Below are 22,603 nucleotides of genomic sequence, written 5' to 3' on the forward strand. Positions count from 1 at the left end.
CCGAGGGGGCTGCGCTCGCCCTTGGGGCGGCCCGGCGGGCGACGCGATGGAGGCGCGGAAGTGAGTCTCCTCGGCACCCACGTCCTCGTCCTCGGCCTCGGTGAATCCGGCCTGGCCATGGCACGCTGGTGCGCCCGCCAGGGCGCCGAGCTGCGTGTGGCCGACAGCCGTGCCGCGCCGCCCGGGGTCGAGGCGCTGGCACGCGACATTCCGGCGGCTGAACTGCGCTGCGGCCAGTTCGACCACAGCCTGCTCGACGGCATCGCGCTGCTCGCGCTGTCGCCCGGTCTGGCGCCGCACGAACCTCTCGTACAGGAGGCGAAACGCCGCGGCATCGAAGTGGTCGGCGAAATTGAACTGTTCGCGCGCGCGCTGCGCGACCTCGGCTGGCGCGAACGCACGAAGGTGATCGCCATCACCGGCACCAACGGCAAGACCACGACCACGACGCTGACCGGCGCGCTGTGCCGCGCCTGCGGCCTGGTCACCGAGGTGGCCGGAAATATTTCGCCGGCCGCACTCGACGCTTTGATGCGCGTGCTCGACGCCGGCACGGTGCCCGACGCGTGGGTACTCGAACTGTCGAGCTTCCAGCTCGAAACGACCGACACGCTGGACGCCGACGCAGCCACCGTACTCAACGTGACGCAGGACCACCTCGACCGTCACCCGGGCGGCATGCCTGCCTACGCGGCCGAGAAGGCACGCATCTTCGGCGCGCACACGGTGCAGGTGCTGAACCGCGACGACCCATGGGTGGCGGCGATGCGCCGCGCCAGCGCGCGCGTCATCGCATTCGGCGACGGTGCACCGGCCGCCGGCGACTACGGCCTCGCCGAGCGCGACGGCGTCTGGCTGATGCGCGGTGCAGAGCCGCTGCTGGCACTTGACGACATGAAGCTGGCCGGCCGCCACAACGCACACAACGCGCTCGCCGCGCTCGCCCTGTGCGAGGCGATCGGCCTGCCGCTGGACCGCTGCGTCGGCGCACTGCGTGACTTCACCGGCCTGCCGCACCGCGTCGAAACCGTGCTGGACGCTGGCGGCGTGCGCTTCATCGACGACTCCAAGGGCACCAATGTCGGCGCCACGGTGGCGGCCATCGAAGGTCTCGGCCGACCGCTGGCCATCATCCTCGGCGGCGACGGCAAGGGACAGGACTTCGCCCCGCTGGGCCCGGTATGCGCACGCCACGCGCGCTTCTGCGCGCTGATCGGCCGTGACGCGCCAGCCATCGCCGAAGTGCTCGCCGCCCACGGCGTCTCTCACCGCAGCTTCGCCACGCTGGAAGAAGCCACCCGCGCCGCCTTCGCCGCCGCGCAGACGGGCGACGCGGTGCTGCTGTCGCCGGCCTGCGCCAGCCTCGACATGTTCCGCAACTACGCACACCGCGCCGAGGTGTTCATCACCGAAGCGCGTCGCATCGCGGCCGAAGGAGCGCGCTCATGAGCGGCAGCATGCGACTTGATTCGTCGCGCTTCGGCGAGTCGCCGAAACCGGCCGAACTCGACCCCTGGCTGCTGTGGCCGGCGGTCGCCCTGCTGCTGATCGGCCTCGTCATGGTGTACTCGGCGTCGATCGCCGTTGCCGACAGCAGTCGCTTCACCGGCAACAAGCAGGAGTTCTTCCTGATCCGCCAAGCGGTGTTCCTCGCGATCGGCGGCGTCGCGGCGCTGATGGCCTTTCAGGTGCCGATCCGCACCTGGCAGGCGTGGTCGATGTGGCTCTTCCTCGGCGGCATCGTGCTGCTGGTGCTGGTGATGATCCCGGGCATCGGCAGCGTCGTGAACAACTCGCGCCGCTGGATCAATCTCGGCCCGGTGAACCTGCAGCCGTCCGAACTGGTAAAGCTGTTCACCGTGCTCTACGCCGCCAGCTACATCGTGCGCCGGCTGCCCGAGATGCATTCCTTCCGTCGCGCTTTCGTGCCGATGACCCTGGTCATCCTGCTGGTCGGCGCGCTGCTGGTGGCCGAACCCGACTACGGCGCCTTCGTCGTCATCGTGCTGATCGCCTTCGGCATGCTCTTCCTCGGCGGCATCAACGGCAAGCTGTTCTTCTCGCTGGGCGTGGTGGCGCTGGTCGGCTTCGCGCTGATCATCCGCTTCAACGAACTGCGCTGGGGCCGCTTCATCGCCTTTCTCGATCCGTTCAACAACGACCCGCTGGGCAAGGGCTACCAGCTCACGCACTCGCTGATCGCCTTTGGCCGTGGCGAGTGGTTCGGCGTCGGCCTCGGCGGCAGCGTCGAGAAGCTGCTCTACCTGCCCGAAGCGCACACCGACTTCCTGCTGGCCGTGATCGGCGAGGAACTGGGGCTGGTCGGCGTGGCAACCGTGATCGGCCTGTTCGCGCTGGTGGTGCACCGTGCCTTCGCCATCGGCCGGCGCGCCCTGCTGCTCGAACGCGCCTACGCCGGGCTGGTCGCCCAGGGCGTCGGCATCTGGTTCGGCGTGCAGGCCTTCATCAACATGGGTGTGAACGTGGGCATCCTGCCGACCAAGGGGCTGACGCTGCCGCTGATGAGTTACGGCGGCTCGGGCATCCTGGTCAATTGCGTCGCGCTGGCCATCCTGCTGCGCATCGACTGGGAGAACCGTCGATGAGCGGCACCGCGCTGATCATGGCGGGCGGCACCGGCGGCCACATCTACCCGGGCCTCGCGGTGGCCGACGAACTGCGCGCGCGCGGCTGGCGCATCGTCTGGCTGGGCAACGCAGATGGCATGGAAGCGCGCATCGTGCCGCCGCGCGGTTACGAACTGCAGAGCATCCGCTTCACCGCGCTGCGCGGCAAGGGCCTGCTGCGCAAGCTCATGCTGCCGCTCAATCTGCTGCGCGGCTTCTGGCAGGCGCTCGGCGTGCTCGGCCGCGTGAAGCCGCAGGTGGTGCTCGGCCTCGGCGGCTACGTCACCTTCCCCGGCGGCATGATGGCCGCACTGCGCGGCATTCCGCTGGTGCTGCACGAACAGAATTCGGTCGCCGGACTGGCCAACCGCGTGCTGGCCGGCGTCGCCGACCGCGTGCTCGGCGGCTTTCCGGATGCACTGCCGAAAGCCGAGTGGACCGGCAATCCGGTGCGCGCCGACATCGCCGCGCTGCCGTCACCGGCCGAGCGCTTCGCCGGTCGCAGCGGTCCGCTGAACATCCTGGTGGTCGGCGGCAGTCTGGGCGCCCAGGTGCTGAACGACACGGTGCCGCAGGCACTGGCGCAGATTCCCGAAACCGAGCGCCCGCAGGTGATCCACCAGGCAGGCGAACGCAATATGCCGGCGCTCGAGGCAGCCTACGCTGCGGCAGGCGTCCGCGGCACGCTGCAGCCCTTCATCCAGGACATGGCCGGCGCCTACGCGCAGGCCGACCTGGTCATCTGCCGCGCCGGCGCGCTCACTGTCGCCGAACTGGCGGCGGCCGGCGTCGCCTCGGTGCTGGTGCCGCTGCCGCACGCGGTCGATGACCACCAGACCGGCAACGCGCGCTTTCTCTCCGACGCCGGAGCGGCTGAACTGATGCCGCAGACGGCGCTGAATGCCGGCTCGCTGGCCACCTTCATCCGTTCGCTCGACCGCGCCCGCCTGCTCGACATGGCGCAGCGCGCACGCGCCCTCGCCCGCCCCGGCGCGACCGCCCAGGTGGCCGACATCTGCGCAGCACTCGCGCAAGGACAACAGAAATGAAACACAAGATCAGCCACATCCATTTCATCGGTATCGGCGGATCCGGCATGAGCGGGATCGCCGAAGTCCTGCTGAACCAGGGTTACGTGGTCAGCGGTTCGGACATCGCCGACAACGCGGTCACCCGCCGCCTCGCCGCGCTGGGCGCCCGCGTGGTGCAGGGTCACGCCGCCGACAACATCGCCGGTGCCGACGCAGTGGTCACCTCGACTGCGGTCAGCGCCGACAACCCCGAAGTCGTACGCGCACGCGAGCGGCAGATTCCCATCGTGCCGCGTGCGCAGATGCTGGCCGAACTGATGCGCATCAAGCAGGGTGTAGCGGTCGCCGGCACCCACGGCAAGACCACCACCACCTCGCTGATTGCCAGCTGCCTGGCCGAAGGCGGACTGGACCCGACCTTCGTGATCGGCGGCCGGCTCAATTCGGCCGGTGCCAATGCGCGCCTGGGCACCGGCGAGTTCCTGGTGGCCGAAGCCGACGAGTCGGACGCCTCATTCCTGTTCCTGTCGCCGGTCGTGTCGGTCGTGACGAATATCGACGCCGACCACATGGACACCTATGGCCACGACTTCTCGAAACTAAAGCAGGCCTTCGTCGACTTCCTGAACCGGCTGCCCTTCTACGGCGTCGCGGTGCTGTGCGCCGACGATGCGAACGTGCGCGACATCATTCCGCAGGTGCCGAAGCAGATCATCCGCTACGGCCTCGACCCGAATGCCCAGGTGCGCGCCGAGAACGTGCGGGCCGATGGCACCCGGATGATCTTCGACGCAGTACGCGTCAATGGCACGACCACCCGCATTCCGGTCGAGCTGAACCTGCCCGGCCTGCACAACGTTCGCAACGCGCTGGCCGCGATCGCCGTGGCCAACGAGGTCGGCGTGTCGGACGACGCCATCGTCCGCGCGCTCGGCGAATTCAAGGGCGTCGGCCGCCGTTTCACCCGGCACGGCGAAATCGCGCTGCCGGCCGGCGGCAGCTTCACGCTGGTCGACGACTACGGCCATCACCCGGTCGAAATGGCCGCCACGCTCGAAGCGGCGCGCGGCGCCTACCCCGGCCGGCGCATCGTGCTGGCCTTCCAGCCGCACCGCTACACGCGCACCCGCGACTGCTTCGAAGACTTCGTGCGCGTGCTGTCGGGCGCCGACGCGGTGGTGCTGACCGAAGTCTATGCCGCCGGCGAAGCGCCCATCGTCGCCGCCGACGGCCGGGCGCTGGCGCGCGCGCTGCGCGTCGCCGGCAAGGTCGAACCGGTATTCGTCGAAGACATCAACGAGTTGCCGCAGACCCTGCTCGACACGGTACGCGACGGCGACGTCGTGCTCGGCATGGGCGCGGGCTCCATCGGGCAACTGCCCACCAAATTCGCACAGGACATCCAGAAATGAGTACCCACGACACCGCCGCACTGGGCAAGGTCGCCGTGCTGTTCGGCGGCAGCTCCGCCGAACGCGAAATCTCCATCATGTCGGGCAGTGCGGTGCTGGCCGCGCTGCAGGAACAGGGCGTGGACGCCCACGCCTTCGATCCGGCCGAGCGCGACCTGTGGGAACTGAAGCGCGACGGCTTCGACCGCGCCTTCATCGCGCTGCACGGCCGCGGTGGCGAGGACGGCACGATACAGGGCGCACTCGAGTGCCTCGGCATTCCCTATACCGGCAGCGGCGTGATGGCCTCTGCCATCGGCATGGACAAGTGGCGCACGAAGATGGTGTGGCTGTCGGCCGGCCTGCCGACGCCGCGCTACAAGCTGCTGCACGCCGGCAGCGACTTCCGTGCCGTGGCGAACGAGCTCGGTCTGCCGCTGTTCGTGAAGCCCGCGCGTGAAGGCTCCAGCGTCGGCGCCACCAAGGTCACCCGCATCGAGGATCTGGAAGGCGCCTACGAAAAGGCCGCGCGCTGCGATCCGCTGGTGCTGGCAGAACAGTTCATCAGCGGCCGCGAGCTGACCGCGCCCTTCCTCGGCGACATGGCACTGCCGCTGATCCGTATCGAAGCGCCGCAGGGCAACTACGACTACCAGAACAAGTACTTCACCGACGACGTGAAGTACCACTGCCCGAGCGGGCTGGACGCCGACCTCGAACAGGAGATCCAGGATCTGGTGATGCGCGCTGCGCGGCTGATCGACTGCCGCGGCTGGGGCCGCGCCGACCTGATGCTGGGCGAGGACGGCCGCCCCTGGCTGCTCGAAATCAACACCTCTCCGGGCATGACTTCGCACTCCTTGGTGCCGATGGCCGCACGTGCGGTCGGCATCGAGTTCGGCGAACTGTGCCTGCGCATCCTGGAGTCGGCCCGCCTTGGCTAAAAAGCCCTCAGCGCGCAACAAGGCCACGCAGCGCCGCGATGACGGCGGCCTGTGGGACAGCCCGCGCGCGCTGACGATGATCGCCGATGTGATCCTGCTGCTGGCGAGTGCGGCGATCGGCTATGCGCTGGTGATCATGGTCACCCGCATGCCGGTGCTGCCGCTGCAGTCGGTGACGCTGACGCGCGCACCGGCCAACGTGAGTGCCGCGCAGATCGAGGACGCCGCGCGGCGCGCCGTCACCGGCAGCTTTCTCACCACCGACATCGAGCGCGCACGCACCGTGTTCGAAAGCCTGCCCTGGGTGCGCCACGCCACGGTGCGCCGGGTGTGGCCCGGTTCGCTGGAGATCGACATCGAGGAGCACGTTGCGGTCGCTCGCTGGTGGGTGCCGCCGAACGTACCGGCACGCATGGTCAATGCCCAGGGCGAACTGTTCGTGGCCGAACACGAAGCCGCGCTGCCGCTGTTCATCGGGCCGGACGAGGACTCGGCCAGCATGCTGGCCCGCCACCTTGAATGGAGCGATCTGCTGGCGCCGATGGAGCGGCAGATCAACAAGCTCGTGCTGACGCGCCGCCAGGCCTGGCAGTTGCAGCTCGACGACGGAACGCGGCTCGAACTCGGCCGCGAGGAGGAGAAGTCGCCGATCACCGAACGGCTCGCGCGCTACGTCAATACCCAGCCAGAAATCCTGCGCCGCGGCGCGCAGAAAGTGATCTACGCCGATCTGCGCTACCCGAACGGCTACGCAATACGAATGAGCAGCACTGAACACCAGGACAGACCATGACAAGAGACAGCAAGGACCTCATCGTCGGCCTCGACATCGGCACGTCGAAAATTTCGGCCGTCGTCGCACAACTCGGCAGCGACGGGCGACTCGACATCCTCGGCCTCGCGACCCAGGAAGCGCAGGGCCTGAAGAAGGGTGTCGTGGTCAACATCGAAGCCACCGTCGATTCGATTTCGCGCGTGATCCAGGAAGTCGAGCTGATGGCCGACTGCAAGGTGCGCGAAGTCTTCACCGGGATCGCCGGCAGCCACATCCGCAGCTTCAACTCCAATGGCGTGGTCGCCATCAAGGACAAGGAAGTCACCCGGCTCGACCTCGAACGCGTGGTCGAAACCGCGCGCGCGATGCCCATTCCGGCCGATCAGGAAATCCTGCACACGCTGACCCAGGAATTCATCATCGACGGGCAGGACGGCGTGCGCGAGCCGATCGGCATGAGCGGCAAGCGGCTCGAAGTGCGTGTGCACATCGTGACCGGCGCCGTGTCGGCGGCGCAGAACATCATCAAGTGCGTGCGCCGCTGCGGCCTCGAAGTGGTGGACCTCGTGCTGCAGCCGCTGGCCTCCAGCCAGGCCACGCTGTCGGAAGACGAAAAGGATCTGGGCGTCTGCCTGATCGACATCGGCGGCGGCACCACCGACATCGCCATCTTCACCCAGGGTGCGATCCGCCACACGGCGGTCATCCCGATCGCCGGCGACCAGATCACCAACGATATCGCGATGGCCCTGCGCACGCCGACCGCCGAAGCGGAAGACATCAAGCTGCGCTACGGCGTGGCGATGTCGGCACTGGCCGACGCCGAGGACATGATCGAAGTGCCGGGCATCGGCGACCGCGGCCCGCGCCGCATGTCGCGTCAGGCACTGGCCGACGTGATCGAGCCGCGCGTGTCGGAGCTGTTCGAGCTGGTGCAGGCCGAGCTGCGACGCAGCGGCTATGAGGAACTGCTGTCGTCCGGCGTGGTGCTGACCGGCGGCAGCGCAACCATGCGCGGCATGGCGGATCTGGCCGAGGACGTGTTCCACCTGCCGTCGCGCATCGGCGTGCCGGAGTGCAGCGGCAACCTCGCCGACGTGGTGCGCCATCCGCGCTACGCGGCGGCGATCGGACTGGTGATGGAAGGCGCTGCGCAGCGTCGTCGCGGACAGGTTGCGCGCGAAACGAGGAACGTCCGTCAGGTGCTGGCCAACATGCGCTCCTGGTTCGAAAGAAATTTCTGAAATTCGGGACGCAAACGGCATCTACGGCATGCGTTGCACTAAGTTTAGTCGTATACTTGCGCGCAATCACTAAATCTAGTGGTGGCGCGCGTTTTGTAGCCATAAGAGCCTTCAGGCTCGGAGGCGTTCGTGGAAAACAGGAGGGCGGATATGTTCGAGATTCTCGACAAGGAACCGGTGGGTGCGGTGATCAAGGTGATCGGCGTTGGTGGAGCCGGCGGCAACGCGGTTGATCACATGATCCGTGAAGGTGTGAACGGCGTCGAATTCATCGCCGCCAACACCGACGGCATGGCACTCACCCGCAACCTCGCCCCGGTCAAGATCCAGCTCGGCAAGAACGGCCGCGGCGCCGGCGCCAAGCCTGAAGTCGGCCGCACCGCCGCCGAGGAATACCGCGAACACATCGCCGACCAGCTGCGCGGTGCCGAGATGGTGTTCATCACCGCCGGCATGGGCGGCGGCACCGGCACCGGCGCTGCCCCCATCGTCGCGGAAGTAGCGAAGGAGATGGGCATCCTGACCGTCGCCGTCGTCACCAAGCCTTTCGATTACGAAAACCGGATGCGCGCCGCTGAATCCGGCATCGACGAACTCGCCCGCCACGTCGACTCCCTCATCGTCGTCCTGAACGAGAAACTGATGGAAGTGCTCGGCGAGGACGCCAGCCTGGAAGACGGTTTCAAGGCCGCCGACAACGTGCTGCGCAACGCCGTCGGCGGCATCGCCGAAATCATCAACATCCCGGGCCTGGTGAACGTCGACTTCCAGGACGTGCGCACGGTGATGGGTGAAATGGGCCGCGCGATGATGGGCTCGGCCGAAGCCGCCGGCATGGACCGCGCACGCATCGCTGCCGAACAGGCTGTCGCCAGCCCGCTGCTGGAAGGTGTCGAACTGTCCGGCGCGCGTGGCGTGCTGGTCAACATCACCGCCAGCCGCTCGCTGAAGATGAAGGAAGTGAAGGACGCGATGGAAACGGTGCGTGCCTTCGCCGCAGAAGGCGCCCACGTCATCTTCGGCACGGTGTTCGACGACTCGATGGAAGACCGCCTGCGCGTGACCGTGGTCGCCACCGGCCTCGGCGCCCCGCGCGCGATGAGCAGCAAGCCGCCGATGACCATCATCCGTACCGGTACCGACGACGTCGCCATGCCGGCCGCCGCGATGGGCACCGACTACTCGCACCTCGACATCCCGGCCGTGATGCGCGGCCGCGGTGGCCGCACCGCATCGAGTGCGGTCGAGGCCATGCGCGCCAACGGCGTCGAAACGCTCGATATTCCGGCCTTCCTGCGCAAGCAGGCGGACTGATACCGGTCGTGCTGTACCCGTCCGGCCGCCCGGCCGGACGGATACGCCCTGTTACAGGGGTGTGACGCGGAGGTGAGGTAAACTTGAACTTTCGCTTTCAGTCGTCCTGTCTGCCATGATCCGGCAACGTACCCTCCGTTCCATCGTCCGCGCCACCGGCGTCGGCCTGCATTCCGGCCTCAAGGTCAATCTTGAGCTGCGCCCCGCTCCAGCGGATACCGGTGTCGTGTTCCGCCGCGTCGACCTGACGCCGCCGGTCGAACTGCGTGCCGACGCGCACGCCGTCGGCGACACGCGCCTGGCCTCCTGCATCGGCCGTGAAGGCGCCACGATCTCGACGGTCGAGCACCTGATGTCGGCGCTTGCCGGTCTCGGCGTCGACAACGTGTTCGTCGATGTCGACGCGCCCGAACTGCCCATCATGGATGGCTCGGCCTCCACCTTCGTCTACCTGATCCAGCAGGCCGGCATCGTCGAGCAGGCAGCGGCGAAGAAGTTCGTCCGCGTGCTGCAGACGGTCGAGGTGAAGGACGGCGACAAGTGGGCGCGTCTCGACCCGTACGAAGGTTTCAGCCTGGAATTCTCGATCGAGTTCCGACACCCGGCGATCGAGCGTACCGGCACCCAGGTCAAGGTCGATTTCGCCCATCAGTCCTACATCGACGACGTCGCCCGTGCGCGCACCTTCGGCTTCATGCACGAAGTCGAATACCTGCGACAGAACGGTCTCGCCCAGGGCGGCAGCCTGGAGAACGCGATCGTGATGGACGAGTACCGCGTGCTCAACAGCGACGGTCTGCGCTACGCCGATGAGTTCGTGAAACACAAGGTACTGGACGCCATCGGCGACCTGTACATTCTCGGCCACCCGCTGCTTGCCGCCTTCAGCGCGCACAAGTCCGGCCACGCACTGAACAACGCGCTGCTGCATGCGCTGCTGGCGCAGGAGGGTGCCTGGGAGTGGGCGAGCTTCGACCAGCCGGCACAAACGCCGTCCGCGGTATCGAACCAGTACCGTCCGCTGGTCGACGACGCCGGCTCGGCACCCGCCTTCGCCTGAGCGGCACGTGCTCATCCTGCGCCTGATCGGCATCCTGCTGATCATCACCGTCGGCGCATCGTTTCTCGGCTATGTGCTGACGCGTGACCCGCGTTATCTGAATTTCGCCTGGACGCTGCTCCGCTACGCGGTCATCGCGACGCTGGGCATCCTCGCGCTGTTCCTGCTGGAACGCGTGATCATCCTTTAGGCTTGGCGCGCGCGACCAGCAGCTCCAGCGCGCTGCGCAGCGCGCTCGACGGGTCGAGCGCCGCGGCCCCGGAAAGCAGTTCCCGACGCGCCGATTCGCTGACCGGCCTGGGTGCGACGGGCGCAGTAATCCGAGGCGGATCAAATGCTTGCACCTTCACCCTGACTTCGGTAACCTCGCCGCAACTTTCCTGCAGTGCCAGCCTTGCGCTGGGCAGCAACTGCTTCAGCCGGTGGGCAACAGCGCCAGACGAAGCGCTGACCACCACGACACCCTGCTTCACGTTCAGCACCCGACTGACCTGCGTCAGTTCGGTTGGCAGGAATTTTTCGTAGGCTCTCTGCACGCGGGCGATCTGTCTGACGTGCGACGCCAGATTTGCCAGCGAGTCCTGTGCATTGAGATGGTCGTGCAGGCGACGGGCAGACATAAGAAGACTTAGGGAGCGGATGTGCAGATTATTCTGGTTTCCGACCGCCTGACAACCGCCAAGGCCATCACCATCCGGCCGTGGCACCTCGCAGGCGCACTGTTCGCCTTCACGGTACTCGTTTTCATGCTCGCCTCGGCGTTCTCGTTCATCACGCTGAAGCACGCCAGCGAGTGGCGACTGCCGGTGATCGACGAACTGATCACCGCAGCGCGCAACGAGGAAATCCAGCGCAGCGAACAGTTCGTGCGCGAGAATCTGAACACGATGGCGGTCAAGCTCGGTCAGATGCAGGCCCAGCTGATACAGCTCGACACGCTGGGTACCCGGCTGGCCAAGCTCGCGGGCGTCAAGGCACCCGAACCCGTCGTGAACAGTGCACCGCCCGGTCGCGGTGGCCCGCTGATCAACGAGAACACGCTGTCGGCGGACGAACTCGAAGCGCAGATGAAGCACTTCTCCGATCTGCTGGCGCAGCAGGACGACTACCTCGGCGTGATCGAATCGGAACTGCTGCTCGATCAGGCCACGCTGTCTCTGGTGCCATCCACTCTGCCGGTCAACGGCGGCACCTGGAACGCCTCCGGTTTCGGCTGGCGTATCGACCCGTTCAACGGCTCGCGTGCGATGCACGAGGGCGTCGACTTCGTCGCCGAGGTCGGCACGCCCATCATCGCTGCGGCAGCGGGCGTCGTGACCACGGCCAGTTTCCATCCGCAGTACGGCAATATGGTCGAGATCGATCACGGACGTGATCTGGTCACCCGCTACGCGCACGCCAGCAAGCTTCTGGTCACGCCCGGCACCCTGGTACGGCGGGGTCAGAAGATCGCCGAGGTCGGCAGCACCGGTCGCTCGACCGGCCCGCACCTGCACTTCGAAGTGCGCGTCAAGGACGTCGCGCAGAACCCCAACCGTTTCCTCGAACTGGCGCGCAAGGCGCTGCCCGCAAATGCGCGGCAGGCATCCGTCGACGCCCACCCGCACTGAAGGCGGGCCACGTCGGGCAAGCCTCCCGCAGCGCCGGCCCGGCGCCCCTGCCGTCACGGGGCTGCCAACGGGCACATGCTAGAATCGCCGTCTTTTCCGACATCGGTTTGCCCGCGCCGGGCTTCTGTCTTCGATGATTGCATCCCTGTTCACCAAGCTGTTCGGCAGCCGCAACGATCGCCTGCTGAAGAAATACCGTCCGGTCATCGCCCGCATCAACGCACTGGAATCCGAACTGTCCGGATTGAGTGACGAAGCCCTCACCGGTAAGACCGCCGAGTTCCGGCAGCGTCTGGCCGACGGGCAAACCCTCGACGACCTGCTGCCCGAAGCCTTCGCCGTGGTGCGCGAGGCGAGCAAGCGGGTGCACGGCATGCGCCATTTCGACGTGCAGCTGGTCGGCGGCATCATGCTGCATTCGGGCAAGATCGCCGAAATGCGCACCGGCGAAGGCAAGACGCTGACCGCGACCCTGCCGGTCTATCTGAATGCGCTGTCCGGCAAGGGCGTGCATGTGGTGACGGTGAACGACTACCTCGCCAGCCGCGATGCCGAACAGATGGGCAGGCTCTACGGCTTCCTCGGCATGACGACCGGCGTGAACCTGTCGCGCATGCCGCACGACCTGAAGCAGGCCGCCTACGCCTCGGACATCACCTACGGCACGAACAACGAATTCGGCTTCGACTACCTGCGCGACAACATGGTGTATTCGCAGGGCGAGCGCGTGCAGCGCGGCCTGAACTTCGCCATCGTCGACGAGGTGGACTCCATCCTGATCGACGAGGCGCGCACGCCGCTGATCATTTCCGGTCAGGCCGACGATCACACCGACCTCTATGTGAAGCTCAACGCGGTCGCACCGCTGCTCACCCGCTGCGAGGTCGAGGACGGCCCGGGCGACTACTGGGTCGACGAGAAGGCGCATACCGTGCTGCTGACCGAAGCCGGTCACGAACACGCGGAAGATATCCTGGTCCAGCACGGCCTGCTCGAAGCCGGCCGCAGCCTGTACGAGCCGGCCAACATCACGCTGGTGCACTTCCTCTACGCCAGCCTGCGCGCGCACAACCTGTATTTCCGCGACCAGCAGTACGTGGTTCAGAACGGCGAAATCATCATCGTCGACGAATTCACCGGTCGCCTGATGCCGGGCCGCCGCTGGTCCGACGGTCTGCACCAGGCGGTCGAAGCGAAGGAAGGCGTGCAGATCCAGGCCGAGAACCAGACGCTGGCCTCGATCACCTTCCAGAACTACTTCCGCATGTACGGCAAGCTGGCCGGCATGACCGGTACCGCCGATACCGAAGCCTACGAATTCCACCAGATCTACGGCCTGGAAACCGTCGTGATCCCGACCCACCGGCCGATGATCCGCAAGGACATGAACGACCTGGTGTATCGCACGGCCAAGGAAAAATACGCGGCGGTAATCGCCGACATCAAGGACTGCCACGAGCGCGGTCAGCCGGTGCTGGTCGGTACCACCTCGATCGAAAGCTCGGAGCTGCTGTCCGGTCTTCTGAACAAGGAAAAGCTGCCGCACCAGGTGCTGAACGCCAAGCAGCACGAGCGCGAGGCGGAAATCGTCGCCCAGGCCGGCCGGCCGGGCGTGATCACGATCGCCACCAATATGGCCGGTCGCGGTACCGACATCGTGCTCGGCGGCAATGTCGAGAAGCAGGTGCAGGCGCTGGAGCAGGACCAGAGCATGGGCGATGCCGATCGTGCCGCGCGCGTCGAGAAGCTGCGCAGCGAATGGCAGTCCCTGCACGAACAGGTGATCGCTGCCGGTGGCCTGCACATCATCGGTACCGAACGCCACGAATCGCGCCGCATCGACAACCAGCTGCGCGGTCGCTCCGGCCGCCAGGGCGATCCGGGCTCGTCGCGCTTCTACCTGTCGCTGGAAGATCCGCTGATGCGCATCTTTGGTGGCGAACGACTGAACGCCATCATGCTGCGGCTGAAGATGCCGGAGGGCGAGGCGATCGAGCACGCGATGGTGAATCGCTCGCTCGAATCGGCGCAGCGCAAGGTCGAACAGCGCAACTTCGACATCCGCAAGCAGCTGCTCGAATACGACGACGTATCGAACGACCAGCGCAAGGTGATTTACGAACAGCGCAACGCGCTGCTCGAAGCCGAGAACATTTCGGAAACCATCACCGCGATGCGCCACAGCGTGCTCGAAGACACCTTCCGCCAGTACGTGCCAACCGAGAGCGTCGAGGAACAGTGGGATCTGGCCGGTGCCCAGGCCGCCTTCCTGTCCGAGTTCCGCATCGATACGCCGTTCGCGGAATGGCTGTCGGCCGAGCCCAACCTCGCCGACGAAGATCTGCTCAAGCGCGCGCAGGACCTTTCGGACGAGCAGTACGCGGTCAAGGTCGCACTGGTCGGTGGCGATTCCTTCAGCCAGTTCGAACGCAACGTGATGCTGCAGAGTCTGGACAGCCACTGGCGCGAACACCTCGCCGCGCTCGACCACCTGCGCCAGGGCATCCACCTGCGCGGCTATGCGCAGAAGAACCCGAAGCAGGAGTACAAGCGCGAAGCCTTCGAACTGTTCGAAAGCCTGCTCGATCAGGTGCGCGGCGAAGTCACCCGCGTGCTGATGAACGTCGAAATCCGCTCGCCCGAACAGATCGAGGAAAGCGAACCGACACCGCCGCCGCTCGACAACATGCGTTTCACCCACGCCGACTTCGACCCGTCGATGGCCGGCGAAGGTGTGGACCCGCTGGCGCCACCGGCCGGCAACAACGCGCCGGCGCAGCCGGCTGCCGCCGGCCCCAAGGTCGGTCGCAACGACCCCTGCCCCTGCGGCTCGGGCAAGAAGTACAAGCAGTGCCACGGCCGCCTCGCCTGAGCCCGGCCGGGCAATGAAGGAGGCGGCCCGCGGGCCGCCTTTTTCTTTGCTGCGACAGACAGGCACTACATGTGGAGATGATCGGTCGCATGAAAGCATCGCAACGCGCTCAGTCGATATCGCCTTTCTTCGCGATGGAGATCGGCAAGCAGGCTGCTGCACTCGAAGCGCAGGGCCATCGCGTGATCAAGCTGAACATCGGCGAACCCGACTTCGGCGCGCCACCGGGGGTCATCCGCGCGATGCGCGACCTGATGGACGGCCGCCCGATGCCCTACACGGCGGCGCTTGGCCTGCCCGAACTGCGACAGGCCATCGCCGGCTTCTACCGGCAGATGCACGGCCTCGACATCCCCGCCTCGCGCATCGTCGTCACCGCCGGCGCCTCCGCCGCACTGCTGCTGGTCACCGCGGCGCTGGTCGATCCGGGCGACGAGGTGATCGTCGGCGACCCGTCCTACCCTTGCAACCGGCAGTTTCTCGGCAGCTTCGGCGCACGCGTGAAACTCGTTCCGACGACCGCCGCCACGCGCTACCAGCTCGATGCGGCAACCGTGCAAGCGAACTGGAGCGACACCACTCGCGGGCTCATGCTGGCCACACCGTCGAATCCGACCGGCACCGCGGTGCCGCCGGCCGAGCTCGCGGCGATCTGCGACTGGGCGCGCCGCCACGATGCCTGGCGCATCATCGACGAAATCTATCTGAACCTGCAGGACGCCGATGCGCAGGGGCGACCGGCGCAGTCCGTGCTCGCCAGCGATCCGGACGCCTTCGTCATCAACAGCTTTTCCAAGTACTTCGGCATGACCGGCTGGCGCCTCGGCTGGTGCGTGGTTCCGGAGGCGATGGTGCCGGTGGTCGAACGGCTGGCGCAGAACTTCTACATCTGCCCGCCTACGCCCGCGCAGTTCGCCGCGCTGGCCTGCTTCACGCCGGAGTCGATCGCCGTCTGCGAGGCGCGCCGCAGTGAATTCGCACGGCGCCGCGCACAGGTGATCGCGGGCCTGGCCGGCATCGGCCTGCCGGTCGACGTGCCGCCGGACGGCGCCTTCTACGCCTGGTTCGACGTGCGCCACACCGGGCTGGATGCGTGGACCTTCTGCCAGCGCGCGCTGCAGGAGGCTCACGTTGCGCTGACACCCGGACGCGACTTCAGCGAACTCGACCCGGAACGCCACGTCCGCCTGTCCTGCGCCGCCTCCACCGACGACCTGACGGAAGGGCTGTCACGCCTGGGCAGATTCGTCGCCGATCTGCGGCGGTGACGGCGCAGCGCTAGCGGCGGGAATTGGAGCCCGCGAGGTTTTGTGGGAGCGAGCTTGCTCGCGATTGCGGCCTGTAACGAGGGCCGCGGCTTATACGGGCCGCGTCGCGGCCAAGGCCGCTCCCACAGGGAATGCGCCCGAACCGTTGCCAGCGAGGGGGTTCTTGTGGGAGGGGTCTTCTGACCCCGACAGCAGCGGTGACAAGTGCCCAGCGCCGGCTCGAGGTGCTGTCGGCAGCAAAGGCGGCCTCCCATAATGATCCCTCGCCCGGTCCTGTGCCGAAGACAGTGGGAGCGAGCTTGCTCGCGATTGCGGCCTGTAACGAAGCTTGCGACTTGCCAACGCCGCGTCGCGGCCAAGGCCGCTCCCACGAGAAGCACGTCCCCTCCGCCGTCAGAGCGGAGTTTCCCGTGGGAGCGAGCTTGCTCGCGATGAAGGCAGCAACCGTCTATCGAGCTACCGTCGCTTCGCCGGCAGCGGTCTGAACTGGCGGGTGTCGTCGAAGTAGGCGGGATCGGTATTCGCCGAAGTCACGCCGGGCAGGCCGAGCACCGGCAAGGGTTTCAGGTCGCGCGGCGAAATCGGCCAACGCCCACCGGTGATACGGCCGGCCAGCCAGCTGTCGAGCGCCTCGTGGCCCGACGGCACTTCCTCTGCATGCAGGTAGAGTGCTTTCGCACACAGACCGAAGTGCGGCGCCAGTGCCTTTTCCATCAGGGCGTGGCCGATCACGTGCAGCGCCGCCCGTTCGACCGACCGGCGCCGCTCGAACAGCGCCTCGCGCCAGCGATGCGAACACAGCGCGTCGATCAGCGCCGCGTCGTCCGTCACCAGCACCAGCCCGTCCTCGTCGAACTGGGTCAGCGCGTCGCGCACCGGGCCGCGATCGCCGCCGGGCCGGTTCTCGATCTCGATGCAGTGGCGCGCATTCATCGCCGCCTTGATGCGCGGGTAGCGCAGCCAGACCAGCGCGTTGAACAGGTCGTGCCAGTTTGCATCGCGGGTGGCGACACGGCCGGTGGCAGCGATGCGGGCTTCGTAGCCGCCTTCCGCAGCCGCGTCCGCAACGAAGGAGATGGGCAGGCCGCGGTGGGTTACCGGACGCCCCACCTCGGCGGCGAGCACGTCCAGTTCTGCAGCCGGTGGAGGCGTGGCGCCGGGCAGTCGCGCCAGCAGGGGACGAATGCCCGCGTGCAGCGGCCCGTCGCCGACGCGGTCGGCCAGCGTCGCGCTCAGGAGGCGCCTGCCGCTCCGGCCTTGACCGGCACGAAAGTGAACTGCTCGTCCTTCTTGCGGAAGGTGCCGATGGCCGGCGGTTCGGTCGCCGGCTTGTCGATCACCGAGAACACGCAGTCGGTGGTGTTCACCGCATACCAGCGGCTGGAACCCTGACGAAGGATGTAGCGGTTGGGCTCGCCGCCGTCGAACACGGTGACGACGGCGGTATTGAGCCGCGCCGGCTTCATGTCGAAGCGGCGCTGGCAGGTGGGCATGCGCGACACGATCACGGCCAGTTCGTACTGGTCGCTCCAGAAATACGGCTTCTCGCGGTTGATGATCAGGGCGTGTTCCTTGCCCTCGATCATGAAGGCCGCGTTGTCGATCTCGCAGCCGGCCAGCAGGCCCGCAAGCGGCAGCAGCAGAAGGCGCAGGTGTCGTGTCATGGATGGGTTCACTCGATTCGCCAGGCCACGCGCTCACCTGCGCGCAGCGGCACCAGTACATCACCATCGGCAAATTCCTGGCTGGCCTTGACCTCCCACGACTCTCGGACCAGCGTGATCTGCGACGTATTGCGCGGCAGGCCGTACCAGTCCGGACCGTTGAAGCTGGCGAAGGCTTCCAGCCGGTCGAGCGCGCCAGCCGCATCGAAGGCTTCGGCGTACAGCTCGATGCCGGCGTGCGAGGTGTAGCAGCCGGCACAGCCGCAGGCCGCCTCCTTGGCGCCCTTGGCGTGCGGCGCCGAATCGGTGCCGAGGAAGAAGCGACGGTTGCCGGAGGTGACTGCGGCCACCAGCGCCTCGCGATGGACCTCGCGCTTCAGCACCGGCAGGCAGTAATGATGCGGTCGCACGCCACCGGCGAAGATGGCGTTGCGGTTCATCAGCAGGTGATGCGCAGTGACGGTGGCTGCGATGTTGTCGCCAGCCGCGGCGACGAATTCCGCCGCGTCCTTCGTCGTGATGTGCTCGAACACCACGCGCAGCGCCGGATGCCTCGCCAGCAGCGGGCGCAGCACACGCTCGATGAACACCGCCTCGCGGTCGAACACATCGACGTCGCCGTCGGTCACTTCGCCGTGGATCAGCAAGGGCAGGCCGCGCTCGGCCATGCGCGCCAGCGCGGCGTCGCAGCGCGCCACGTCGGTCACGCCGGAATCGGAATTGGTGGTGGCGCCAGCCGGATAGAGCTTCACCGCCTTGACGAAGCCGCTGTCACAGGCGCGGTCGATCTCGTCGGGCGAAGTGTTGTCGGTCAGGTAGAGCGTCATCAGCGGCTCGAACGGCGGCAGGCCCGGCGTGGCTGCGTGCGCGGCCAGGATGCGCTCGCGGTAGGCGCCGGCCAGCGCCACGGTGGTCACCGGGGGGCGCAGGTTTGGCATCACGATGGCGCGCGCAAAGCGGCGCGCCGTGTCCGGCAGCACCGCCGTCAGAGCTGCGCCGTCGCGCAGATGCAGGTGCCAGTCGTCGGGTCGGGTAAGGGTCAGTCGATTCAAGAGCGTTCCAATCCAGTCAGCGATCCCTGCCGGCGCCACGCCGGCGGGGTTTAGCGCACGATTATCCCGCATAGTCGCCCACCGGCCCAACCGCGACCTGTGGGCGGCACGGATCGGACACGCCCGCCGGTGGATCAGTCGGCTTCGTCGTCCTGCGGCGCATCGACGCCGTGTGCCATCGCGTAGTCATACAGCAGCTTGCGCGGCGCCCCGGTGATGGCCTGCGCCACCTTCACGGCGCGGCTGGGCGGCAATTCTTCGAGCAGGATGTCCAGCGTGCGCTGCGCGGCGGCATCCAGCCCCTCTTCCGGCTGTGCGCCGGACAGCAGCAGCACGAATTCACCGCGCTGGTGGTTGGCGTCGGCCGCCAGCCAGGCCGGCGCTTCGGACACCGGCAGGCGCACGATCTGTTCGAACAGCTTGGTCAGCTCGCGCGCGATCACCAGTTCACGCGCCGGCTGCATCACCGCTGCGATGTCGGCCACGCATTCGACGATGCGATGCGGCGCCTCGTAGAACACCAGCGCGCAGTCCTGGTCACGCAGCGATTCCAGCATCCTGCGGCGCGCCGCCGACTTGACCGGCAGGAAGCCGACGAAGCGGAACTGCGCATCGAGCAGTCCGCTGGCCGACAGCGCCACCACGGCCGCACTCGGCCCGCTGATCGGCACCACGCGGAAACCGGCCTCCTGCACCGCGCGCACGACACGCGCGCCCGGATCGGACACCGCCGGCGTGCCGGCGTCCGACACCAGGGCCACGCGCTTGCCGTCGCCGAGCGCCGCGATCAGTCGCTCGGCGCCACTGCGTTCGTTGTGCTCATGCACCGCGATCAACTGTGCCCGCAGGCCGAGGTGACGCGCCAGACGCGAGGTCTCCCGCGTGTCCTCGCAGGCGATCAGGTCGGCCGCACGCAAGGCGCCAATGGCGCGCGCAGAGAGTTCGCCCAGATGACCGATGGGTGTGCCGACGACATACAATGCCGATGTCCTGAATTCGGATGGGGTGTCGTCGTGGGTGGAAACAGGAAGATCGGGCGTGTCCATCGGGCGGCGGAGTGCAGGCGGCCCGCCATTCTGAGCGTCGCTGCCGGTCGCCACAAGCATCCATGAGCACGCGGGCGCAGCACGGCGCCGCCGCGGAACAACTCGCGGCCCGCTTTCTCGAATCGAAAGGCCTGCGCGTGCTTGGCCGAAATCTGCGCTGGCGCGATGGCGAACTCGACCTGGTGTGCGAGCACGGCGACACGCTGGTGTTCGTCGAAGTGCGCATGCGGCGCGACGGCCGCTTCGGCGGCGCCGCGGCCAGCGTCGGCCCGGTCAAGCAGGGGCGGCTGATCCGCGCCGCACAGCACTGGCTGGCCGAACAGGGGCGCCGCGCACAGGCCCGTCCTGCCCGCTTCGACGTGGTCGCGCTGTCCGCGCTCGACGCCGGCAGCATCGACTGGATACGCGATGCGTTCGGTCTGTAGCGCCCTGCTTGCACTCGTCTGCGTCGGCGCACAGGCCGACGGCCTGCGCCTGCTGGCACAGCGCTCGCCGCTGGCCGGCGCGCAATACCACCGTCTGGCCGAGGTATGGCCGCAGCTCACGGTGGGCGACGCGCTGACGCTCGAGCGGGAGCCGGTCAACCGGCACGACACCCGCGCCGTGCGCGTGCTGTGGCGCGGCATCATGATCGGCTACCTGCCGCGCGCCGCCAATTTCGAGGCGGCCGACGAAATGGACGCCGGCGCCCGGCTCAGCGCGCGCATCGGCGCCCTGATGCCCGACCCCGATCCGTGGAGGCGGCTGCGCGTCGACGTCTGGGTCGAACTGGGTCGATGAGGGCCTTCGCGCCCCGACTGAATTGCAAGCGCAGGTATCGGACTGCAAGAAGGCTTCACAAAGACGGCCTGCCGGGCCGATCTTGGTACACTCTGGCCACATCCAACGCTGCGAGCTCTCATGAATCTGGTTTCACGCATTTCCGAGCACTTCATCGACAGCGCGCAAACCAAGCTCTCGTCCACCGAAGTTCTCGCCGCGCCGATTGCCGACGCGGTCGAACTGATGGTGGAAAGCCTGATGGCCACCGGCAAGATACTCGCCTGCGGCAACGGCGGATCGGCGGCCGACGCCCAGCACTTCGCCGCCGAACTGGTCGGCCGCTACGAACGCGAGCGCCCCGAACTGGCCGCCATCGCGCTGACCGTCGACAGCTCCATCCTGACCGCCATCGCCAACGACTACAGCTTCGAGCAGGTGTTCGCCAAGCAGGTGCGCGCACTCGGTCAGCCGCAGGACGTGCTGCTGGCGATATCGACCTCCGGCAACTCCGCCAACGTGATCGCCGCGATCGACGCCGCGCATGAGCGCGAAATGCGCGTGGTCGCGCTGACCGGTCGCGGCGGTGGGCGCATCGCGGAACTGCTGACCGATCGCGACATCCACATCTGTGTGCCGGCCGAACGCACGGCACGCATACAGGAAGTTCACCTGCTCACCCTGCACTGCCTGTGCGACGGCATCGACTGCATGCTTCTAGGAACCGAATGATGACAAAAACCCGCAAGACCGTTTCCTTCACCCGCCCGCTGCTGCTGGCCGCCCTGATCGGCGTTTCGGTGCCCGTATTGCAGGGCTGCTTCCCGGTGGTCGCTGCCGGTGCCGGCACGGCCGTCATGTCGGCGCTTGACCGCCGCACCAGCGGTACCCAGGTCGAAGACGAAGGCATCGAACTGCGCGCCAGCAATCGCCTGCGCGAAAAGCTCGGCAGCCGCGCCAATGTCAGTGTCACCAGCTACAACCGCAACGTGCTGCTGACCGGCCAGGTCACCGACGAAGCCACGCGCGCCGAAGCCGCCGCCATCGTCGGCGAGGTGCCGAACGTGCGCGGTGTCAGCAACGAAACCGAGATCGCTGGCGTGTCCTCGCTGACCCAGCGCTCGAACGACGCGCTGATCACCTCCAAGGTGAAGGCGCGCATCCTCGATTCGCAGCGGGTCAAGGCCAACCACGTCAAGGTGGTGACCGAAATGAGCAAGGTCTATCTGATGGGCCTGCTGACCGAAACCGAAGCCAAGGCCGCAAAGGAAGTCGCCGCCTCGACCTCTGGCGTGCGCAAGGTGGTGGCGATCTTCGAAATCGTCAGCCCGGAAGAAGCGCGGCGCCTCGACGCAGCCGGCGGCAACAACAGCCCGAAGCAGTAAGATCCCGCTGCCCTAACCGGCGGCGAGACGTCGCCGGATGGCGCGCAGCACGCTGCCGATCAGCGGCAGCTTCTCGTACAGTTCCTGCGCCGCATCCCAGTAGTCGCGGTGTTCGGCCACCCGGCCCTGCGCGTCGAAGCGCAGCCGGGTCGCGCCGACGATGGCCTGCGCACGACCGCGCATGACGAAGTGCATGGTCCATTCGAGCCACGCCGCGTCACCCTCGCTCATCGCCGAGTGCACCTCGAAGCGCGGCGCCGCGACCTGTTCGAACATGTGGCTGAAGATGCGCGCCACCGCGGAGCGACCGCGCACGTCATTGAACGGATCGCGGAAGTGCGCGTCGTCAGCGTAGAGCGCGGCGAGCGTGTCGACGGTGGCAGGTGTCAGCGTCTCGAAAGCCGAGATCAAGGTGCGCAGGCGGTCATCGACGGGCATTCGGACATCTCCATTTTTCTGCCGCTGGCGGGTGATCAACGGTCGAATCGCGAGCGAGCTCGCTCCCACAAAAGGCCGAACCCGCTGCCCGAGCCGGGGGTTTCGCGGGAGCGAGCTTGCTCG

General features: G+C 67.2%; 23 protein-coding genes. 17 read left to right on the plus strand and 6 right to left on the minus strand.

Features of this window, described 5'->3' with window-relative positions; translation table 11 throughout:
* Positions 1-60 precede the first annotated feature (60 nt).
* The 10 genes from murD to WJU27_RS10655 all read left to right on the plus strand — a co-directional run bounded on the left by murD (position 61) and on the right by WJU27_RS10655 (position 10,576).
* A complete protein-coding gene (gene murD, locus WJU27_RS10610; protein ID WP_341422092.1) occupies positions 61-1,449 on the plus strand; it encodes a UDP-N-acetylmuramoyl-L-alanine--D-glutamate ligase in 1,389 nt (462 codons plus the stop codon).
* Complete coding sequence (gene ftsW / locus WJU27_RS10615) at positions 1,446-2,606, plus strand: putative lipid II flippase FtsW (protein WP_020163721.1); 1,161 nt, start codon at positions 1,446-1,448, stop codon at positions 2,604-2,606. The genes murD and ftsW overlap by 4 nt, the downstream gene beginning before the upstream one ends.
* Entirely contained in the window at positions 2,603-3,676 is a 1,074-nt protein-coding gene (murG, locus tag WJU27_RS10620) for an undecaprenyldiphospho-muramoylpentapeptide beta-N-acetylglucosaminyltransferase (protein ID WP_341422093.1), read from the plus strand. Before ftsW ends, murG begins: the two co-directional genes overlap by 4 nt.
* A complete protein-coding gene (gene murC, locus WJU27_RS10625) occupies positions 3,673-5,070 on the plus strand; it encodes a UDP-N-acetylmuramate--L-alanine ligase (protein ID WP_020163719.1) in 1,398 nt (465 codons plus the stop codon). Before murG ends, murC begins: the two co-directional genes overlap by 4 nt.
* Positions 5,067-5,993, plus strand: coding sequence for a D-alanine--D-alanine ligase (locus WJU27_RS10630; RefSeq protein WP_019919297.1), 927 nt, complete (start codon positions 5,067-5,069; stop codon positions 5,991-5,993). Before murC ends, WJU27_RS10630 begins: the two co-directional genes overlap by 4 nt.
* Entirely contained in the window at positions 5,986-6,786 is an 801-nt protein-coding gene (locus WJU27_RS10635) for a cell division protein FtsQ/DivIB (RefSeq protein WP_341422094.1), read from the plus strand. The genes WJU27_RS10630 and WJU27_RS10635 overlap by 8 nt, the downstream gene beginning before the upstream one ends.
* Positions 6,783-8,012, plus strand: a complete 1,230-nt coding sequence (ftsA, locus tag WJU27_RS10640) for a cell division protein FtsA (protein ID WP_341422095.1) — start codon at positions 6,783-6,785, stop codon at positions 8,010-8,012. Before WJU27_RS10635 ends, ftsA begins: the two co-directional genes overlap by 4 nt.
* A gap of 150 nt (positions 8,013-8,162) precedes the next feature.
* Positions 8,163-9,326, plus strand: coding sequence for a cell division protein FtsZ (gene ftsZ, locus WJU27_RS10645; RefSeq protein ID WP_019919300.1), 1,164 nt, complete (start codon positions 8,163-8,165; stop codon positions 9,324-9,326).
* A gap of 115 nt (positions 9,327-9,441) precedes the next feature.
* The gene (lpxC, locus tag WJU27_RS10650; protein WP_304010602.1) at positions 9,442-10,386 is read left to right on the plus strand and encodes a UDP-3-O-acyl-N-acetylglucosamine deacetylase; all 945 of its coding nucleotides are present in this window, start codon (positions 9,442-9,444) and stop codon (positions 10,384-10,386) included.
* Between the two features lie 7 nt (positions 10,387-10,393).
* A complete protein-coding gene (locus tag WJU27_RS10655) occupies positions 10,394-10,576 on the plus strand; it encodes a hypothetical protein (RefSeq protein ID WP_019919302.1) in 183 nt (60 codons plus the stop codon).
* On the opposite strand, the gene WJU27_RS10660 is transcribed toward WJU27_RS10655, so the two are convergent.
* Positions 10,566-11,006, minus strand: coding sequence for a DciA family protein (locus tag WJU27_RS10660; RefSeq protein WP_341422096.1), 441 nt, complete (start codon positions 11,004-11,006; stop codon positions 10,566-10,568). The genes WJU27_RS10655 and WJU27_RS10660 overlap by 11 nt on opposite strands.
* Positions 11,007-11,027: 21 nt before the next feature.
* On the opposite strand from WJU27_RS10660, the gene WJU27_RS10665 reads away from it, so the two are divergent.
* The 3 genes from WJU27_RS10665 to WJU27_RS10675 all read left to right on the plus strand — a co-directional run bounded on the left by WJU27_RS10665 (position 11,028) and on the right by WJU27_RS10675 (position 16,136).
* Positions 11,028-11,996: a M23 family metallopeptidase gene (locus WJU27_RS10665; RefSeq protein WP_020163715.1), complete on the plus strand. Its 969-nt coding sequence runs from the start codon at positions 11,028-11,030 to the stop codon at positions 11,994-11,996.
* Between the two features lie 133 nt (positions 11,997-12,129).
* Positions 12,130-14,868: a preprotein translocase subunit SecA gene (secA, locus tag WJU27_RS10670; protein WP_341422097.1), complete on the plus strand. Its 2,739-nt coding sequence runs from the start codon at positions 12,130-12,132 to the stop codon at positions 14,866-14,868.
* Between the two features lie 89 nt (positions 14,869-14,957).
* Positions 14,958-16,136 carry an aminotransferase class I/II-fold pyridoxal phosphate-dependent enzyme gene (locus WJU27_RS10675; protein WP_341422098.1) on the plus strand — a complete coding sequence of 393 codons (1,179 nt, stop codon included), beginning with the start codon at positions 14,958-14,960 and terminating at the stop codon, positions 16,134-16,136.
* A 456-nt stretch (positions 16,137-16,592) separates the two neighbouring features.
* Here WJU27_RS10675 and WJU27_RS10680 read toward each other — a convergent pair whose 3' ends face one another.
* The 4 genes from WJU27_RS10680 to rsmI all read right to left on the minus strand — a co-directional run bounded on the left by WJU27_RS10680 (position 16,593) and on the right by rsmI (position 19,832).
* Positions 16,593-17,261 (minus strand): DUF3025 domain-containing protein, encoded by a 669-nt coding sequence (locus tag WJU27_RS10680; protein ID WP_341422099.1) that lies wholly within the window; start codon positions 17,259-17,261, stop codon positions 16,593-16,595.
* Between the two features lie 107 nt (positions 17,262-17,368).
* Entirely contained in the window at positions 17,369-17,800 is a 432-nt protein-coding gene (locus WJU27_RS10685) for a hypothetical protein (RefSeq protein WP_341422100.1), read from the minus strand.
* 8 nt (positions 17,801-17,808) lie between these two features.
* Positions 17,809-18,852 carry a dihydroorotase gene (gene pyrC, locus WJU27_RS10690; protein ID WP_341422101.1) on the minus strand — a complete coding sequence of 348 codons (1,044 nt, stop codon included), beginning with the start codon at positions 18,850-18,852 and terminating at the stop codon, positions 17,809-17,811.
* 134 nt (positions 18,853-18,986) lie between these two features.
* Entirely contained in the window at positions 18,987-19,832 is an 846-nt protein-coding gene (gene rsmI, locus WJU27_RS10695; protein WP_341422102.1) for a 16S rRNA (cytidine(1402)-2'-O)-methyltransferase, read from the minus strand.
* A gap of 128 nt (positions 19,833-19,960) precedes the next feature.
* On the opposite strand from rsmI, the gene WJU27_RS10700 reads away from it, so the two are divergent.
* The 4 genes from WJU27_RS10700 (at position 19,961) to WJU27_RS10715 (ending at position 22,042) form a co-directional block, all read left to right on the plus strand.
* The gene (locus WJU27_RS10700; RefSeq protein WP_341422103.1) at positions 19,961-20,323 is read left to right on the plus strand and encodes a YraN family protein; all 363 of its coding nucleotides are present in this window, start codon (positions 19,961-19,963) and stop codon (positions 20,321-20,323) included.
* Positions 20,307-20,678 carry an HIRAN domain-containing protein gene (locus WJU27_RS10705; protein ID WP_341422104.1) on the plus strand — a complete coding sequence of 124 codons (372 nt, stop codon included), beginning with the start codon at positions 20,307-20,309 and terminating at the stop codon, positions 20,676-20,678. The genes WJU27_RS10700 and WJU27_RS10705 overlap by 17 nt, the downstream gene beginning before the upstream one ends.
* Before the next feature lie 120 nt (positions 20,679-20,798).
* Entirely contained in the window at positions 20,799-21,389 is a 591-nt protein-coding gene (locus WJU27_RS10710) for a phosphoheptose isomerase (protein ID WP_020163706.1), read from the plus strand.
* Positions 21,389-22,042 (plus strand): BON domain-containing protein, encoded by a 654-nt coding sequence (locus WJU27_RS10715; RefSeq protein WP_341422114.1) that lies wholly within the window; start codon positions 21,389-21,391, stop codon positions 22,040-22,042. Before WJU27_RS10710 ends, WJU27_RS10715 begins: the two co-directional genes overlap by 1 nt.
* Positions 22,043-22,054: 12 nt before the next feature.
* On the opposite strand, the gene WJU27_RS10720 is transcribed toward WJU27_RS10715, so the two are convergent.
* Complete coding sequence (locus tag WJU27_RS10720) at positions 22,055-22,480, minus strand: nuclear transport factor 2 family protein (protein WP_341422105.1); 426 nt, start codon at positions 22,478-22,480, stop codon at positions 22,055-22,057.
* Between the last annotated feature and the right edge of the window lie 123 nt (positions 22,481-22,603).

Source organism: Methyloversatilis sp. NSM2 (genome assembly GCF_038066675.1).
GTDB lineage: Bacteria > Pseudomonadota > Gammaproteobacteria > Burkholderiales > Rhodocyclaceae > Methyloversatilis > Methyloversatilis discipulorum_A.